This window comes from Austwickia chelonae (genome assembly GCF_003391095.1).
GTDB classification, from domain to species: domain Bacteria; phylum Actinomycetota; class Actinomycetes; order Actinomycetales; family Dermatophilaceae; genus Austwickia; species Austwickia chelonae_A.
Window position 1 is genome coordinate 2699310 of the sequence record NZ_CP031447.1, and the last position, 17120, is coordinate 2716429.

Sequence of the window (17120 nt, forward strand, 5' to 3'; positions counted from 1 at the left end):
CTCACTCCTCGTCCTCGCCGAGCAACGAATACCGCTCGACGACCTCGTCACGGCCCGGGCCGACCCCGATCACACTGATCCGCGCGCCGAAGAGCTCCTCCAGGCGCAGCACGTAATCCTGTGCAGCCTGAGGCAACTCACCGAAAGTGCGCGCCCCGCTGATGTCCTCTTCCCAGCCAGGAAGCTCCTCGTACACCGGTGTGGCATGGTGGAAGTCCGACTGGTTGACCGGCATCTCGTCGTACCGAGTGCCGTTGACGTCATAAGCAACACACACGGGGATGGTCTTCAACCCGGTGAGGACGTCGAGCTTAGTCAATACATAGTCGGTGACCCCGTTGACCCGGGTGGTGTACCGCGCGACCACCGTGTCCGCCCACCCGCACCTGCGCGGACGTCCCGTGGTGGTCCCGAACTCGAAACCGCCGTCGCGGAGGAACTCCCCCATCTCGTCGTGCAGCTCCGTGGGGAACGGCCCGGCCCCCACTCGAGTGGTGTACGCCTTGTGCACAGCGACGACCCGGTCCACCCGGTTCGGGGCCACGCCAGACCCGGTGCAGGCGCCGGCCGCGGTGCAGGCCGAGGAGGTCACGAAGGGGTAGGTGCCGTGATCGACATCGAGCATCGTGGCCTGGCCCGCCTCGAAGAGCACGGTCTTGCCGTCGTCGAGCGCCCGGTTCAGTTCGAGGCCGGTGTCGACCACCATCGGGGCGAGTCGATCGCGGTAGCTCAGTAGTTCCTCAGCAACCTGATCGGCATCGATCGAGCGACGGTTGAAGATCTTCACCAGCAAGTGGTTCTTCTCGTCGAGGGCTGCGTCGACCTTCTGCCGCAGGATCGACTCGTCGAAAAGGTCCTGCACCCGGATTCCGATGCGGTTCATCTTGTCGGCATAGGTGGGACCGATGCCGCGCCCGGTCGTGCCCAGTTTGCGTTTGCCGAGGAAACGCTCCCGCACCTTGTCCAGAGAGATGTTGTACGACGGGATGACGTGGGCATTCGCGCTGACCCGCAGACGAGAGACATCCATGCCACGGGCCTTGAGCGCCGACAGCTCGGCGAAAAGCACCTCGAGGTCGATGACCACTCCATTACCGATGACCGGAGTGACATTCGGAGAGAGGATCCCGCTGGGAAGCAGGTGGAGTGCGTATTTCTCGCCGCCGACGACCACCGTGTGCCCGGCGTTGTTGCCACCGTTGAACTTGACGACGTAATCGACTTTGCTGCCCAGCAGGTCTGTCGCCTTGCCTTTGCCTTCGTCGCCCCACTGGGCGCCGACCAACACGATCGCCGGCATCGCGGCCACCATCCTCATGTCGCTGACGGTGCGCGGGCTCGGTCAGCTACGGCTGTGCCCGCGCGTCTCACGCAGCGAGCCCCTGACGTACGCAACGCCGGGGCTCGTACTGCCCAAGTCTACCCGGAGTAGCTGACCCGATGCTGAGACGCTCTGCCCACCCCCTGACACACTCCCCCTCCTGTGAAACCTGGGCACCGTACTCGGTGCTCAGGTCAAGGTTCATCGCCAGTCATTCGCTTCCATACAAGTTCAACCGGAACCTGAGCACCGAGTACGGTGCCCAGGTTCCCCACAAGGGGGTGTGAAGGGGAACGGAAACGAGATCCTGTGGATGACGAAAAGGTCGACCCCAGCCTTCCGACACCGTCGTACCCATGCACGCAGCTCATCGCCTGTCCCCCGAAGCCGCTGCTCTGGCACGAACCCAGAACGGCGTCCTCAGCGTCCCCCAACTCCACACTCTGGGATTCACCCGTCGGAGCATCAACCGCATCTCACAGCAATGGACCCGGATAGAACGCGGCATCTACCTGCTCGTACCCCACGCGGACGTCATCCCCTGGGAGGCGAAGGTCTGGGCCGGCGTTCTTCTCGGTGGTCCAGGAGCCCACGTCGGAGGCCCCACCGCAGCAATCCTGCACGGCCTGATCACCGATGAGGATCTGCGACGCCAGCGAGCCGCTGCCCCATCCCTCTTGCTGAAGGCGAGAGAAGCAGTACATGTCTTCGTCCCTCGACGAAAGCTGCTCGACCGCGGAGACTTCACCTTCCAAGAGGTGACCCCCGGAGAACGAGAAACGCCCTCACCTGCGCACCCACCACGCACGGGGATCACCGACACGGTGCTGGACCTGTGCGCACTGGGCGATGTCGACGAAACAGCGACCTGGGTGAGCCGGGCATGCCAACGTCGTCTCAGCACACCGGAAGAAATCCTTCGGCGGCTCGAAGCGCGGCCCCGACTGAAGCACGCCGACGTGATCCGGGCCATCGCCCAGGACGCCGACCAGGGCGTCACCACCGAGCTAGAACGCCGAGGCCGACGCGATGTGATCCGTGCGCATGGACTCCCCACCGGGATCTGGCAGATGGAAGTCTTCACGGGCACGATCGCGGATCTGGCCTACCCGGAGCACCGGATACTGGTGGAGTTCGACGGCAGGATAGGGCACCAGGAGGAAGGCGCCTTTCGGGACCGACGTCGCGACAACGGAAACCTGCTCCGAGGATGGACGACCTTACGTTTCGGCTGGTGGGAAGTGACCGGCGACCCCTGCGGATGTGCGCGACAGCTCTTCAGGGTGTTGCAGGCCCGAGGATGGCCAGGAAGAACCACACCCTGCCGAAGATGCCTCGTCGCACCCTCCGTCCGGTGAGAACTACGCAGATATCCCCCTTACCGAACCGGTGGTGACCTGAGCACCGTACTCGGTGCTCAGGTCACCACTGATTTGAGATTTCGCCACCGCTGTGGGAAAGAACCCCGACCTGAGCACCGTACTCGGTGCTCAGGTTCCAGAGCGGGGTGTCGTCGGGTTCCGTAGCGGGGGGTGGTGGGGTTACAAGCCCAGGGCGTCGGCGACATCCGCGGAGGAGTCACGCAGGAACGTGGCACACCGTTCGTGCTCGTCCTGCTCACCGATCACCCCGGCCGCTTTGGCCAGCGCCGCCAACGACCGCAAGAACCCACGGTTGGGCTCGTGCGACCACGGCACAGGACCGGCGCCCTTCCACCCGGAACGGCGCAGAGCGTCCAGCCCACGGTGGTACCCCGTCCGGGCAAAGGCATAAGCCTCGACCGTGCGCCCGCCGGAGAGAGCGTCCTCGGCCAGGACCGCCCAGGCCAAACTGCTCGCCGGATGAGCCGCCGCCACCTCCGTCGCAGGCGACCCGGCTGCTAGCAGAGCCGCAGCCGGGTCGACCGGCAGAAGAGTGGCAGGAGGCTCCATCAAATTCCTACGATGGGTGTCGCCTGCCATCGGATCACTTGTGGGTGCCGGCGGAACGCAGGTTCTCGCACGCCTCGACGATGCGCTTGGCCATGCCTTCTTCGGCAGCCTTGCCCCAGGAACGCGGGTCGTACTGCTTCTTGTTGCCGACCTCACCGTCGATCTTCAGCACACCGTCGTAGTTCCGCATCATGTGCTCGACGACGGGGCGGGTGAAGGCGTACTGGGTGTCGGTGTCGACGTTCATCTTCACGACGCCGAAGTCGACGGCGTCGGAGATCTCCTGCGGCAGCGAGCCGGATCCACCGTGGAAGACCAGGTCAAGCGGCTTATCGGCCGTGTTGTACTTCTCCTTCACGGCGTCCTGGCACTGCTTGAGGATCTCCGGGCGGAGCTTGACATTGCCCGGCTTGTACACGCCGTGGACATTGCCGAAGGTGAGCGCGGCCATGTAGCGGCCGTTTTCACCCAGGCCCAGCGCTTCGACAGTCTTCAGCGCGTCTTCGGGGGTGGTGTAGAGCTGGTCGTTGATCTCGTTGGCGACACCGTCCTCCTCGCCACCGACGACGCCGATCTCGACCTCGAGGATGATGTTGGCGGCCTTGGCCAGCGCCAGCAGCTCGCGGGCGATCTCCAGGTTCTCGTCGAGCGGCACGGCCGAGCCGTCCCACATGTGCGACTGGAAGATCGGCAGACCGGTCTTCTTCACCTGCTCGGCGGAGGCGGCCAGCAGCGGACGGACGAAGCCCTCCAGCTTGTCCTTCGGGCAGTGGTCGGTATGCAACGCGATGTTGACGTCGTAGTTCTTCGCGACCTCGTGCGCGTAAGCGGCCAGTGCCAGCGACCCGGTGACCATGTTCTTGATGGTCGGCCCGGAGAGGTACTCACCGCCACCGGTGGAGACCTGGATGATGCCGTCCGAACCGGCCTCGGCGAAGCCACGGATCGCCGCATTCAGCGTCTGGGACGAGGAAACGTTGATGGCCGGGTAGGCGAAGGATCCAGCCTTCGCCCGGTCGAGCATGTCTGCGTAGACCTCAGGGGTTGCGATGGGCACGGAAGGCTCCTTCTCGTTACGGGGATGCGGTCGTACCCGGATGCACGACCGGTACTGGGTCCAAGCCTAGTCCGCTTCGGAAGCAGCCTCATCGGCACAGGACACGTCCTGGATCTTCCGACCATGGAATAAGCGCATGTCACGACAGGGAGAGACGCTAGATCGGACCCCGAATTCCGTAGTCCCAGAAGGCCTGACACAGTAGGATTACAGATTTTCACTGGAATGCTCGGTGTGAATCCGCACGGAGGGGACGGCACCCCGGCCGATCTCCTCCCCCGTCCGGGAAAGGAATCCAGATCATGTCGAATATGCAGGCAGCTGTGGTGACCGAGTTCGGAGCACCTCTCGAGGTGAAGGACTGCCCTCTTCCGCAGCCCGGCCCGGGTCAGGTTGTCGTCAAGAACATCTCCACCGGCGTCTGTCACACCGACCTGCACGCGGCCATGGGCGATTGGCCGGTCAAGCCCACTCCCCCGTTCATCCCCGGCCATGAGGGCGTCGGTCGCGTGATCGCGGTCGGAGCCGATGTCGCAGACCTCGCCGAAGGCGACCTCGTCGGCAACGCTTGGCTCTGGTCCGCCTGCGGCACTTGCGAGTACTGCCGCACCGGATGGGAGACCCTCTGCGAGAGTCAGCTCAACGGTGGCTACTCCATCGACGGCTCCTTCGGCCAGTACATGCTGGTCGATGCCCGCTTCGCTGCCCGTCTCCCCGAAGACGTCGACCCGATCGAGGTCGCGCCGATCCTGTGCGCCGGTGTCACCGTCTACAAGGGCCTGAAGGTCACCGACACCCAGCCGGGACAATGGGTCGCCATCTCCGGCATCGGTGGGCTCGGGCACATCGCCGTGCAGTACGCCACCGCGATGGGGTTGCGCGTCGTCGCGGTCGACATCGCCGAGGACAAGCTCCAGCTCGCCCGCGACTTCGGTGCCGAGTTCACCGTCAATGCGGCCACCGAGGACCCGATCGCCGCCGTGCAGAAGCACACCGGTGGCGTCCACGGAGTATTGGTCACCGCAGTCCACCCGGCAGCTTTCGGGCAGGCGATCGGCATGACCCGCCGCGGCGGCACCATCGTCTTCAACGGGCTGCCCCCGGGTGACTTCCCGGCGTCGATCTTCGACATCGTGCTGCGCGGCCTGACCGTACGCGGATCCATCGTCGGCACCCGTCAGGACATGGTCGAAGCGATCGACTTCTACGCCCGTGGAGCGGTCCGTCCCCGTGTGCACAAGCGCACTCTGGAGGAGATCAACGGCATCTTCACCGAGATGAAGGAAGGCGCCATCGACGGTCGCGTCGTCATCGAGTACTGACCGGAAGGTCCACGAACCGGTCACCACAGGACAGGCTGTGGGACGCCCCCAGTGCACCCCACAGCCTGTCCTTGTCCGCTGTTCAGGGCGTTCCCACTCGCTCCATCCGTAGCCCCAGCTGGGGGATCCTCAGCTCGCTGTCGGTCACCTTGACGGTGACCTCACGGATGCGTTTGCCCTTGAGCATCTCCCGGACGAAGGAGGCGACCCCCGGGCCTGCCGCTTCCGGCCGGGCGTACAGATGCTCCGGGATCTCCAAGGCCGCACCCAGTTTGCGGGCCTTGCCGTCGATCCCCGGGCCACGCGGAAACAGCCGCATCCCGTCGTAGCTGTGCAAGGTCACCGGAATGCGGTGCCCCTGGTAGGACACGTCGATCGGGCGGGAGGTCTGCGCGAAGTCGAAGTTCTTCAGCTTGAAATCGAATTCGTCCCCGGAGAAGGGCTTCCGCGCTGAGCCGGCATACGAATACGGCTGGGGCGGACTGAGGGTCTCCTTGGAGCGGTCGTGCGAGCTGTTCTCCAGCACCTTGCCCCGCAGAACCTCGTCGGTGGGGACGAAGCTCCAGGACGGCGCGGTCAACGCCTTGCGCCAGAACCCGGTACGTCCACCTGAACGCCCCTCCACGCGCAGCTCACGGTTGTGCGATCCTGCGGCAGTCGAGTGGATGGAGATCCGGGAAGTGATCTCACCGGGCACCTTCGGCTGACGCATCCAGTCAGGTGCCGGGAGTTGGATCGCGGCATACTTCGGGTTCAGTTTCTCCGCGAGCTGGTCCACGACCGAAGGTTTTCCTCGCTGGTCCTGCCAGGAGTACCGGAAAAAGACCCGGTCTGCGCCGGAGACGTCGAAGTCGTACAACCGGGTGTACATGTCGCCGTAGCGGTTCGTCACGAAGACGGTGGAGCCGGAGGCCGACAGCGACTCGGAGCGGAAACGCCCGCCCATCGGGGAGCCCACTTCGTAGGAGTAGTCATTGGGCAGCCACGGGTCGAGATAAGTGATGCGGGAGCCGTCCGGGGAGAGCACCAGAACCTGGGTGACCTTCGCGAAGGCGACTGCGTGCGGATTGCCGATCCGGTCGGTGAAGGAGACGTCCTCGTGTTTGCCCAGGATCGACAGCGCCCAACGACCTTCCGCGCTGGTCGGGGTGCGATGTCCCTTGCCGGACCAGAAGGGCGCGCCCCAGGCACGCATCCAGTTCCATAGCTGGGGGGACGAGAGCACGTTGTCGAGGGTGTACAGCCATCCGGCCTGGTCGACGGCGACCAGTTCGTCGTCGTTCACGGAGAAGCTGACGATCCTTCCGTCCAAGCACGGGGGAACCCGGACCTGACGCCAGCGCCCGTCGCCCTGCACCGCGCGGGTGGCCAGGCGCCCTTGATGGAGGGCGAACTCGAAACGACGGTTGAATCCGGCCCTGCCATCACGCAGATGAACCTTCTGGGGCAGCACGGCCTGGTTGGCGATGAGCGGGAGCTGGGCGTACCCGAGGAGTTTCCCGTCCGAGAACGGGCCGGGTGGACGTTGGGCAGTGCCCTTGCGGGGTACGCATTCGGCCGGGCCTGCGCTGGCAGGAAGTACCGGTGCGGCAGGGGCGTGGGCCGTGGCGGGGAGGTCCGCCTTCGCCGTGGAGGTCATCGGTGTCCCCACCGCGGGCGAGGCAACGGCCGGCGCTGTGCTCCCGGCGACCAGACAGGCCGACAACGCCAGTGCAGAGAGTGCGGACAGCCGCCCGGCGCGACTCCGGATGGGCACGGTGACTCCTCCTCCTCGAGGGTCCGACATGAGGCCACCCCTTCGACGCAGCGGGAGGCAGTGGTGTCCATGATGCGTTGCAGAAGGCACTTCATGTGTAGGAAAACCTTAGGAAGAGTTGATTTTTCATTTAGCTAAGGGGGCTTTCAGCGGTTTTGCCCGGTTGGCTGGTCCACGCGGCTGCGTCCACCATCCCCCGAGGAGACGCTCAACCAGATCGGCGATACGGCGGCAGCGACGACGACGCCACCGCGTAAGCAGCGGACAGTTCAGCCCGAGAGATTCGGACATCAGCGATCGAGCATCCCCTGCCGTCAGCGCGCCAGACGATGCCCTCTTCGGCCCAGCGCACTCGCGCAGCAGCTCTCAGCGGTGCTGCCAGCTCACCTCGCGTCGTGGTGACCCGCCACCACGGCACGCCGGCGCCCCAGGTCCGCATGATCCGGCCCACCTGTCGGGGCCCGGTCCCGACCAGATCGGCGATATCCCCGTAGGAAGCCACCCGTCCTGGCGGGATCTGTTCCACGGCCGCCAGGACATGCTCGATCAGGAGGTCGTTCGTCAACGGTCGGTCACGGCCCTTCTGCCGTGATCTGCGCGTGGACACGCACCCAGGAGTGCATGGCTACCGCGGCGGCAGCTCCGGCGTTCATCGACCTCGTGGACCCGAACTGGGTGATGTGCAGGATCGATTCCGCTCCGGCCAGGGCCTCCGGGGAGAGCCCGGGCCCTTCTTGCCCGAAGACCATCAGGCAACGGTGGGGGATGTCGGCGAGCTCGATGGGTCGGCTCCCGGGGACATTGTCGATCGCGAGGACGGTGAAGCCGTGCTCCTGGGCCCAACAGAACAGGTCGTCGACCGTGGCGTGATGGTGCTCGTGCTGGTACCGGTCGGTGACCATCGCCCCGCGGCGGTTCCAGCGGCGCTTGCCGACGATGTGGAAGGCGCCGACGTTGAAGGCATTCGCCGTCCGGATGATCGACCCGATGTTGAAGTCGTGTTCCCAGTTCTCCACCGCGATGTGTAAGGCGTGTCGATGCCGGTCGAGGTCTGCGACGATCGCCTCGTGCCGCCAATAGCGGTACCGGTCTTCCACATTGCGAGTGTCACCTTCAGCGAGCAGCTGCGGGTCGTAGGGCTGTGCGACCTGTCCTGTCTCATCGCGGGGCCACTCCGTCTCACTCCCTGGCCACGGACCGACGCCGACGAGCCGCTTGCCCCGAGCCTGGAGGTCCGTAGAAGGATCTTCTGGAGTCGTCACATCGTCGCTGTTCACAGGCCACATCCTAGGTGCCCCGGACCCTTCCTTTCCCAGCGACCAACACCAAGAAACGGACATATCACCCACCTCGTTCACGGCGGACCCCCAGCAGAATCTCAGGAAGTCCCCGGTAGCCTGGATTACGTGATGCCTGCTCTCGGTCCCGAATGGATGGACCCCCAGTTCCTGTTGAATCAGTTCGGGACCCAGTTCTTCTGGGCCAGCGTCGTCATCGTCTTCATCGAATGCGGCCTGCTCTTCCCGATCCTCCCCGGCGACTCTCTGCTCTTCAGCATCGGCCTGTTCATCAAACGTGGCGATGTCAACATGTCGATCATGCTGGCCTGCCTCATCCTGTCTTCAGCCGCCTTCCTCGGTAACGTCGTCGGCTACGAGATCGGTCGGGCCATCGGCGAGCCCCTCTACAAACGAGACGGACGCTTCCTCAAGAAGAAATACTTCGACCAAACCATCGAATTCTTCGACAAGCACGGAAACAAAGCCCTGGTCATCGGCCGTTTCGTGCCGATCGTGCGCACCTTCATCACCGTCGTCGCCGGCGTCGGCCGGATGGACCGCAAACGCTTCTTCACCTGGAGCTTCGTCGGCGCCATCCTGTGGGCGACCGGGATCACCCTGCTCGGGTACTTCCTCGGCAACATCTCCTTCGTCCACGACAACCTCGAAGCAGCCGTCCTCCTGATCGTCTTCGTCTCAGTCCTGCCGATGGTCTTCGAGTTCGTCATGCACAAGCGACGCACGAAGGCCATCGTCGCCGAGACCACCGAAGCCGTCGCAGACTCCCTCGAGGCACGTCACCACTGAATCACCCGCCCCACGCACACCCCGTAGGCCCGGGGCCCAGCCGCGCTCGATCAGACGAGCAGCCGCAGGGCCCTGGGCCTCACGTTGATGTCCACGGGCAAGGTGCCCAACCGGTCGCCGTCGGCGTAGACCTCGCCCGCGCCACTCACCCGCACCTGAGCCGCACGGAAGGTCTCCACCGTCGGCAGGTCCACGTGGCTTCCCGAGAACATCCGCCGCAGCAGGGGCAGGAAGTGACGACGCGCCCCGGCCACCATCGTCACGTCGAGCAGTCCATCGTCGATCCTCGCCGCAGGACAGACCTGCAACCCGCCTCCGTACCAGCCGGACAAGCCGACCGCGAGCTCGAAACCCGACCATCGGCGCTCCACTCCGTCCACCGACAGGAGGTATTCCTCCCGTGGCACGCCGAAGAAGGCGCGGAGGGCCGCCACATGATAGACACCCGGCCCACGCACCCGGGATTCCGCCGCCACCTGAGAGGCCAGAGCCGAATAGCCGATGCTGACCACGCCGAGAAAAGGAATACCGTCGGCATCGCCCAAATCGACACGGCGCTCCCCTGCCGAGGAGAGCGCCAGAGCCGCCGTGACCGGGTCCAACGGCTGACCGGTCGCTCGGACAAAATCATTACCCCGGCCACCGGGCAGTGTCGCCAACAAGGCCCCGCTGCGGGCGACGCCCCTCGCCACCAAGGCATGCATGCCGTCCCCACCGAGACTGACCACGCACTCCTGCGGATCGGCTTCCTCACCGATCCGGACGGCATCGTCCGCGTCCTTGCTGCACACGGAACGAATCCGCCAACCGTTCGCGGTCAAGGCATCGGCCACCCGCTCCCGGTACCTCATCCCACGCCCGCCACCGGACGTGGGATTGGTCACCAGCACCGCCCTGCGTATCACGTCACATCCTTCGCCTCGTCGGGGATCAGCTTGCCCGGGTTGAGGATTCCCACCGGGTCGAGTTCCTGCTTGATGGCACGCACAGCACGCACACCGACCTGACCCCACTCCTGAGCCACATAAGGCCGATGATCACGGCCGACGGCGTGATGATGGGTGATGGTGCCGCCGACGGTCACGATGGCCTGACAAGCGGCCTGTTTCACCGCGCTCCACTGACCCATCGGATCGTCGGACTCGGGGCAGACGAAGGTGTAGTAGAGCGAAGCCCCGGCCGCATACACGTGGGAGACATGGCACATCACCAGGCAGCGTCGTCCGTCCTGCTCCAGAGCGTGCCGGATGGCCCCGCCGACCGCGGCGTGGAGAGCAGGCAGCCGATCCCAGGTCGTGGCCGTCTCCAAGGTGTCTGCGAGCACACGGTGGGACAACAGGTAGTCGCGGGTGTACGGGCCGGAGAAACGATGCTTCTCCCAGGCCTTGGCCACCGCAGAAGGAACCGACCGACCACCGGCCTTACGCAGCACCCCCTCACATGCGCTCTGCCTCGCCTTCACCAACGAGGGGTCGGTGCCCTCCCAGACCAGGATCAACAGCGCAGGATGCTCCATCCCCCGCAATGCGCAATACCTCAGCAACACCTGACCTGCCCGTCCGGCATGCTTCAGGTTGACCTCGGTCTCCTCCTCGTCCGACAGCCGACACACATCGGCGATGACCCCTTCACCGAGATCCTGGGCCAACGCCCGCAAGGCGTCGCAGCCGGCCTGATAGGACTCGAAGATCCAGGTCGCGTGACGTTTCGTCGTCGGCATCGGATGCACGCGCACCGAAGCCTCGGTGATGATCCCCAGCGTGCCCTCGCTGCCCAGCACCAGGTCCTGCAAACGGGGTCCGGCCGCCGACGCCGGACTCTGCCCGCCCAGCTGCAAAGTGCCGGTCGGTGTCACCATCGTCAGACCCAACACATGTTCGTCGGGCCGCCCGTACCCGGTGGAGGCCTGCCCTGCCGAGCGGGTCGCCAAGTAGCCGCCGAAGGTCGCTTCCTGATGGCTCTGCGGGTAATGCCCGAAAGTCATGCCGTGCGGACGCAGCGCCTGCTCGACGTCCGGCCCGCGCAGCCCTGCCTGGAAGACCGCGGTACGCGAGATCGGGTCGTAGGAGAGCATCCGGTCAAGCCGGCGCAGGTCCACGGCGATCACCCCGGTGAAGAGTTCCTCGGGGTTCTCGTCCGGCCCGGTCAGATCCGACTGCACCCCGCCGACCACCGAGGTGCCTCCCCCGAAGGGAACCACCGCGACCCGGTGATGTGCACACACCTGGAGCACCGCACCGACCTGCTCTTCGTCGCGGGGCAGCACCACGGCGTCCGGAGCTGCGCTGCCGTCGCCGGTCCAGGCGCGGAAAAGATCCGGCCAGCTTTTGCCACCGGCATGGCACACCCGGCTGTCCCGGTCCTCGCGAACGTGGTCGCCGCCGACGATCTCCACCAGCTCGGCCCGCACCTCATCGGTCAGCTGCCGCTCAGGCAGGCGCACTTCACCGATGGTGACCGGTTTCCGAGGAACAGCCTGAGGCTCCACCCCTAGACGCTCCCCCAGGAAGGTCCAGGCCGCCGGGGCCAGTGGGCGCACCTGGGTCGGATCACCCCAGCCGTGCCACACCGAACGAGGAACGGAACGCGTCAGTGCATCAACCATGAGAAACACTTTGGCACAAAGTGTTTCTCATGAGTAGCGAACATGGCACGATGACCCTGTGACCGAGATCGCAGCCGTCGCCTGGCAGAGCGTCACCGCCGCAGGAGAAGACGACGTCGAGAAACGACTGCTCCAAGCCGTTCGCGAGGAGATCCTCGCGGTCGGACTCCATCGGGCCACCGCCACCGCCGTCGCACGCCGTGCCGGAGTCGCCAGAGTGACCCTCTACCGACGTTCCGGCGGAATCCGCCGACTCGTCCTGTCCGCCGTCACCATCGAAGCCGGAGAGATCGTCGACCACGCCCGGATCGACCTGCCCGGCACCACCGGACTGGAACGCACCGTCGAGATGAGCCTGCGCATCATCCGCGCCATCGCCGGATCCTCGCTGCTCCAAGCCATCCGCACCGCCGACCTGACACTCTTCGAGCCCTACCTGACCGACCACCTCGGGTCCAGCCAACGCATCCTCATGAAAGCGATCCTCCCCGAGATCCACTGCGGGCTCACCGACGGCTCCATCACCGACGGCGACCCACACACCCTCACCGTCACCCTGCTCCACGCGCTCACCCCCTTCGCCACCGCAGAGGGCATCACCCGCGCCGAGATCGGACCAGAAGCCACCGAGGCCCAACTGCGTCGTCTCATCAGCGGATACCTGGCCACCTCGACACCCAGCACGCCAGACGACGACGGGACCACACCATGACGGACCCCCTCCGCAGCCCAGCCGACCTCACCCCCGCCTCCCGCCTACGCGCCCTCGAACGGGTCGCCGACGGACGCTATGACGTCATCGTCGTCGGCGGCGGCGTCACCGGCGCCGGAGTAGCCCTCGACGCAGCCTCCCGAGGTCTCCGTACCGCACTGGTCGAGAAGGTCGACATCGCTGCCGGAACCAGCCGGTGGAGCAGCAAACTCGTACACGGTGGACTGCGCTATCTCGCCAAAGGCGATATCGCCGTGGCCTGGGAGTCCTCCGTGGAACGTCATCACCTGATGACGACCATCGCACCGCATCTCACCCGATCCGCCCAGTACCTCGTCCCCTTCGACCAGAACACCGGACCGGCGATGGGCGCGCTCGCCGAGGTCGGGATCCGCTTCGCTGACCTGATGCGTCTCGCTGCTCGTACGCCGGGGGCTCTCCTGCCCGCTCCGCACCGCCTCGGCCCGGCCGGCACGATGTGCCTGGCACCGGGGCTGCGGCGAGAAGGCCTACGCGGTTCCCTGGTCTACACCGACGGCCAGCTCGAGGACGACGCCCGCCTCGTCGTCGCCCTGACCCGGACGGCTGCCGCGCACGGCGCCGACATCATCACGCGTTGCCGGGCCGAGAACCTCCGCGATGACCGACTGACCCTGGTCGACGAGCTGACCGGACAACGCCTCGAAGGGCGTGGCGTGGTCGTCTCGGCCACCGGGGTCTGGGCCGACGAACATGCGCCCGATCTACGGATCGCCCCCAGCCGGGGATCACACATCGTGGTGCGCGCCTCCGCCGTAGGACACCCCCGGGTGATCTTCACCGCTCCGGTGCCCGGCCACTTCGGCCGCTATGTCTTCGCGATGCCACAGACCGATGGCCTGGTGATCATCGGATTGACCGACGAACCGACCGCTGGGGTCGACGGCATCGCCCCGCCGGTACCCGTCGAGGACGAGACCTTCCTCCTGTCCACCATCAACAGCACCTTGAACACGCCGTTGACCTCAGCAGACGTCGTGGGCAGGTTCGCCGGCCTCCGCCCTCTGGTCCTGCCTGCCTCCGGTGGGCAAGGAGCGACCGCAGACGTCTCGCGTCGTCATCTCCTGATCGACGCCCCCGGGCAGCCGATCACGATCGCCGGTGGGAAATTGACCACGTACCGGTTGATGGCCGAGCAGACGGTCGATGCCGTCTCCGGCCGCCTCCGGCGAGAGACCGTGAGCCGGACCCGGCAGCTCCCGCTGATCGGCGCTGCCGACCGCTCGCTGCTGAACAGGTTGCCGTACGAGCGCCGACTGGTACGTCGTTATGGCACCGAGGCCGTCCGCGTGGCAGAGCTCGCTTCGCGTCACCCCCAGTTGGCGACCCCGGTCGCCGAGGGGGTACCCACGACCGGCGCAGAGATGCTCTTCGGCGCCCTGTGCGAAGGAGCTTTGCAGACGGACGACCTGGTGGAACGCCGGACACGTGTCTCCTTCGTGGAGGAAGCCGTCCCGGCGGCCACCGAGGCTGCCCGACAGGTGTTGGAGCTCGCTGCCGAGCTCGGTCAGGCCAGGCCCAGGTCGCTCAAGGAGTAGGCGTACCGGTAGGGCAAGGCCGTCTCAGCGGCGATGCGTTCGGCAGCACCGGAGTCACGGTCGGCGATGACGGCCACCGCCACGACCTCCGCACCGGCTTCCTGGCAGGCTTCCACCGCAGTCAACGGGGAGCCGCCGGTCGTCGAGGTGTCCTCCACCACCAGGACTCGGCGGCCGGCGACGGAGGGTCCTTCGATCCGCTGCTGCAGTCCGTGGGCTTTCCCGCTCTTGCGCACGACGAAGGCGTCCAGGCGTCGGCCCCGGGCGGCAGCGGCATGCAGCATCGCCGTGGCCACGGGATCGGCCCCCATGGTCAGCCCGCCCACCGCGTCGAACTCCAGGTCGGCGACCACGTCGAGCATCACCTCACCGACCAAGGGTGCTGCGGCCCCGTCGAGGGTGATGCGGCGCAGATCGACGTAGTAGTCGGCTTCTTTCCCGGAGGACAGGGTCACTCGACCGTGGACGACGGCCTGGTCCTTGACGAGTGCGAGCAGTCGGCTCTTGGCATCGGTCACGAGCCCCACCCTACTGGCGGGACGGTGCCGTCCGGTGGTCCGAACGACGGCCGCGTTCCTCGCTCAACGCCAGCGACAGCGCCTGCACGGCCCGACGCGGCATCATCCCGGTGATGATCTCTGCCGCGCGATAGAGGGCCCCGGGAGTGCTGATGACCTTTCCTGCACGGGCATCGGCCAGCGCATCCCGGACGAGCCGATCCGCGTTCAACCAGAGCAGCTCGGGGATGCCGTCCATCCGTACGCCCATCCGGTCGTGGAACTCGGTGTGGGTGTAGCCGGGGCAGAGCGCGGTGATCCCGACGCCGCTTCCGGTCAGCGCCACGGCCGTCGACTGGGTGAAGGCCGTCACCCAGGCCTTGCAGGCCGAGTAGGTGCCCATGGTGACGAAGGAGGCGACGCTGGAGACATTGATGATGTGGCCTCGTCCACGTGCTCTCATGGCACGCCCAGCGGCGTGGGTCAGGACGAGGACCGCCTGGCAGAGCACCGCCAGCTGCTTTTCCTCGTCGACGATGTCGGAGTCGAAGAAGGAGGTCTTCAGCGCGAATCCGGCGTTGTTGACCAACAGGTCCACCGCGTCCTCGCCGTCGACGCCCACCCGGGCGGCGACCCGGTCCAGGTCGGCACGATCCGCCAGATCGGCGGTGAGCACATCACAGCGGACACCGTGGGTGCTGGTCAGCTCGGCAGCGAGTGCGTCGAGGCGGGTGGTGTCCCGGGCGACCAGGACGAGGTCATGTCCGGTGGCGGCCAGGCGGTGGGCGAAAGCCCGTCCGATGCCTGCGCTGGCGCCGGTGATCAGTGCAGTGGTCATGGTGAGAAAACTATCTCCCGACGGCCACGGCAGGCCGGTTCCGGACGCGACGACCGGCCTGCCGTGCCTGAATCCGTCAGATCACGGTGGGAACCATCCGGCGTAGCTGGGTGACATGCCGCGGTTCGAGTTCGCCCAGCGAGGACACCCCGAGCAGCTGCATGGTGCGTTCGATCTCACTGCGCAGGATCTCGATGGTCCGGTCGACGCCTTCACGTCCGCCGGCCATCAGTCCGTAGAGATAGGCCCGTCCGATCAGGGTGAATTTGGCGCCGAGCGCGATGGAGGCCACGATGTCGGCTCCGTTCATGATGCCGGTGTCGATCATGACGGTGGCATCCTGGCCGACCTCCCGGACGACCTGCGGGAGCAGATGGAAGGGGATCGGCGCCCGGTCGAGCTGGCGTCCGCCGTGGTTGGAGAGCACGAGGCCGTCGACGCCCAGGCCGACGAGCCGTTTGGAGTCCTCGATGTTCTGTACGCCTTTGACCACGATCTTCCCGGGCCACAGTTCGCGGATGACCGCGAGGTCCTCATAGCTGATGGTCGGATCCATCGCGGAGTTCAGGAGTTCGCCGACGGTACCTCCGGTGGAGGACAGCGAGGCGAACTCGAGTTTCGGGGTGGTCAGGAAGTCGTACCACCACCACGGCCGCGGAATCGCATTGGCGACGGTGCCCAGGCTGATCTGCGGGGGGATGGAGAAACCATTGCGTTTGTCGCGCAGGCGTGCCCCGGCGACCGGGGTGTCGACGGTGAACATGAGGGTGTCGAAGCCTGCGGCGGCAGCGCGTTTCGCCAGGGCGTAGGAGATCTCCCGTTCGCGCATGACGTAGAGCTGGAACCAGTTGCGCCCGTTCGGGTTGGCAGCCTTCACCTCTTCGATGGAGGAGGTGCCCAGGGTGGACAAGGTGAACGGGATGCCTGCTGCGGCAGCAGCTCCCGCTCCGGCGATCTCACCCTCGGTCTGCATGAGCCGGGTGAATCCGGTCGGGGCGATGCCGAAGGGCATGGCGGAGGGCCCGCCCAGGATCTCGGTGGACAGGTCGACCTGCTCGGCAGGTTTCAGGATGTCGGGGTGGAATTCCACGTCTTCGAAGGCTTGCCTGGCCCGGGCGAGGGAGAGCTCACCTTCGGCGGCGCCGTCCGTGTAGTCGAAAGCGGCTTTGGGGGTGCGCCGCTTGGCGATGCGCTGCAGGTCGTGGATCGTCAATGCTGCTTCGAGCCTGCGCTTCTTGCCGTTGAGTTCCGGCTTCTTGAACTTCATCAGTTCGAAGAGCTCGACAGGGTTGGGAAGTTGCCGCCTCATGGTCGGTCCCTCTCGGTCGGTCTTGGAGGTAGATCAACTGTCATGACGTGCGTCGTCGCTGGCGGCGTCCTTGCCTTGTCCTGACAGTTCCGACCCGCTCAGAGGCGA

16 protein-coding genes are annotated in these 17120 nt (G+C 66.0%); 5 read left to right on the plus strand and 11 right to left on the minus strand.

The window, feature by feature from the left end; genetic code table 11:
- Position 1: 1 nt before the first annotated feature.
- Complete coding sequence (locus DX923_RS11935; protein WP_116116311.1) at positions 2–1300, minus strand: adenylosuccinate synthase; 1299 nt, start codon at positions 1298–1300, stop codon at positions 2–4.
- Positions 1301–1677: 377 nt separating this feature from the next.
- Here DX923_RS11935 and DX923_RS11940 point away from each other — a divergent pair, with 377 nt between their 5' ends.
- Complete coding sequence (locus DX923_RS11940; protein ID WP_116115195.1) at positions 1678–2679, plus strand: type IV toxin-antitoxin system AbiEi family antitoxin domain-containing protein; 1002 nt, start codon at positions 1678–1680, stop codon at positions 2677–2679.
- A 183-nt stretch (positions 2680–2862) separates the two neighbouring features.
- On the opposite strand, the gene DX923_RS11945 is transcribed toward DX923_RS11940, so the two are convergent.
- On the minus strand, positions 2863–3252 hold the full coding sequence (locus DX923_RS11945) for a DUF3151 domain-containing protein (RefSeq protein ID WP_116116312.1): 390 nt from the start codon (positions 3250–3252) through the stop codon (positions 2863–2865).
- A 34-nt stretch (positions 3253–3286) separates the two neighbouring features.
- Entirely contained in the window at positions 3287–4309 is a 1023-nt protein-coding gene (fbaA, locus tag DX923_RS11950; RefSeq protein ID WP_116115197.1) for a class II fructose-bisphosphate aldolase, read from the minus strand.
- 311 nt (positions 4310–4620) lie between these two features.
- Between fbaA and adhP the strand changes: the two genes are divergently transcribed.
- Entirely contained in the window at positions 4621–5631 is a 1011-nt protein-coding gene (adhP, locus tag DX923_RS11955; RefSeq protein WP_205413138.1) for an alcohol dehydrogenase AdhP, read from the plus strand.
- Positions 5632–5713: 82 nt separating this feature from the next.
- Here the strand turns inward: adhP and DX923_RS11960 are convergent, their stop codons facing one another.
- From DX923_RS11960 to DX923_RS11970, 3 genes are all read right to left on the minus strand, one after another.
- On the minus strand, positions 5714–7387 hold the full coding sequence (locus tag DX923_RS11960) for a hypothetical protein (protein ID WP_205413036.1): 1674 nt from the start codon (positions 7385–7387) through the stop codon (positions 5714–5716).
- A 208-nt stretch (positions 7388–7595) separates the two neighbouring features.
- On the minus strand, positions 7596–7994 hold the full coding sequence (locus tag DX923_RS11965) for an MGMT family protein (RefSeq protein WP_240322621.1): 399 nt from the start codon (positions 7992–7994) through the stop codon (positions 7596–7598).
- On the minus strand, positions 7960–8673 hold the full coding sequence (locus DX923_RS11970) for a TrmH family RNA methyltransferase (protein WP_116115203.1): 714 nt from the start codon (positions 8671–8673) through the stop codon (positions 7960–7962). The genes DX923_RS11965 and DX923_RS11970 overlap by 35 nt, the downstream gene beginning before the upstream one ends.
- A 123-nt stretch (positions 8674–8796) precedes the next feature.
- Here DX923_RS11970 and DX923_RS11975 point away from each other — a divergent pair, with 123 nt between their 5' ends.
- Positions 8797–9474 (plus strand): DedA family protein, encoded by a 678-nt coding sequence (locus tag DX923_RS11975; protein ID WP_116115205.1) that lies wholly within the window; start codon positions 8797–8799, stop codon positions 9472–9474.
- 50 nt (positions 9475–9524) lie between these two features.
- Here DX923_RS11975 and DX923_RS11980 read toward each other — a convergent pair whose 3' ends face one another.
- The gene (locus DX923_RS11980) at positions 9525–10358 is read right to left on the minus strand and encodes a diacylglycerol/lipid kinase family protein (protein ID WP_162872934.1); all 834 of its coding nucleotides are present in this window, start codon (positions 10356–10358) and stop codon (positions 9525–9527) included.
- A 17-nt stretch (positions 10359–10375) separates the two neighbouring features.
- Complete coding sequence (locus DX923_RS11985; RefSeq protein WP_116115210.1) at positions 10376–12079, minus strand: FAD-binding oxidoreductase; 1704 nt, start codon at positions 12077–12079, stop codon at positions 10376–10378.
- Between the two features lie 58 nt (positions 12080–12137).
- Between DX923_RS11985 and DX923_RS11990 the strand changes: the two genes are divergently transcribed.
- Entirely contained in the window at positions 12138–12791 is a 654-nt protein-coding gene (locus tag DX923_RS11990) for a TetR family transcriptional regulator (protein WP_116115212.1), read from the plus strand.
- Positions 12788–14368: a glycerol-3-phosphate dehydrogenase/oxidase gene (locus DX923_RS11995; RefSeq protein WP_116115214.1), complete on the plus strand. Its 1581-nt coding sequence runs from the start codon at positions 12788–12790 to the stop codon at positions 14366–14368. Before DX923_RS11990 ends, DX923_RS11995 begins: the two co-directional genes overlap by 4 nt.
- Here DX923_RS11995 and pyrE read toward each other — a convergent pair.
- From pyrE to DX923_RS12010, 3 genes are all read right to left on the minus strand, one after another.
- The gene (pyrE, locus tag DX923_RS12000; protein ID WP_116116314.1) at positions 14338–14886 is read right to left on the minus strand and encodes an orotate phosphoribosyltransferase; all 549 of its coding nucleotides are present in this window, start codon (positions 14884–14886) and stop codon (positions 14338–14340) included. The genes DX923_RS11995 and pyrE overlap by 31 nt on opposite strands.
- A 10-nt stretch (positions 14887–14896) precedes the next feature.
- The gene (locus tag DX923_RS12005) at positions 14897–15703 is read right to left on the minus strand and encodes an SDR family NAD(P)-dependent oxidoreductase (protein WP_116115216.1); all 807 of its coding nucleotides are present in this window, start codon (positions 15701–15703) and stop codon (positions 14897–14899) included.
- Between the two features lie 76 nt (positions 15704–15779).
- Entirely contained in the window at positions 15780–17012 is a 1233-nt protein-coding gene (locus DX923_RS12010; protein WP_116115218.1) for an alpha-hydroxy acid oxidase, read from the minus strand.
- Positions 17013–17120: the final 108 nt, after the last annotated feature.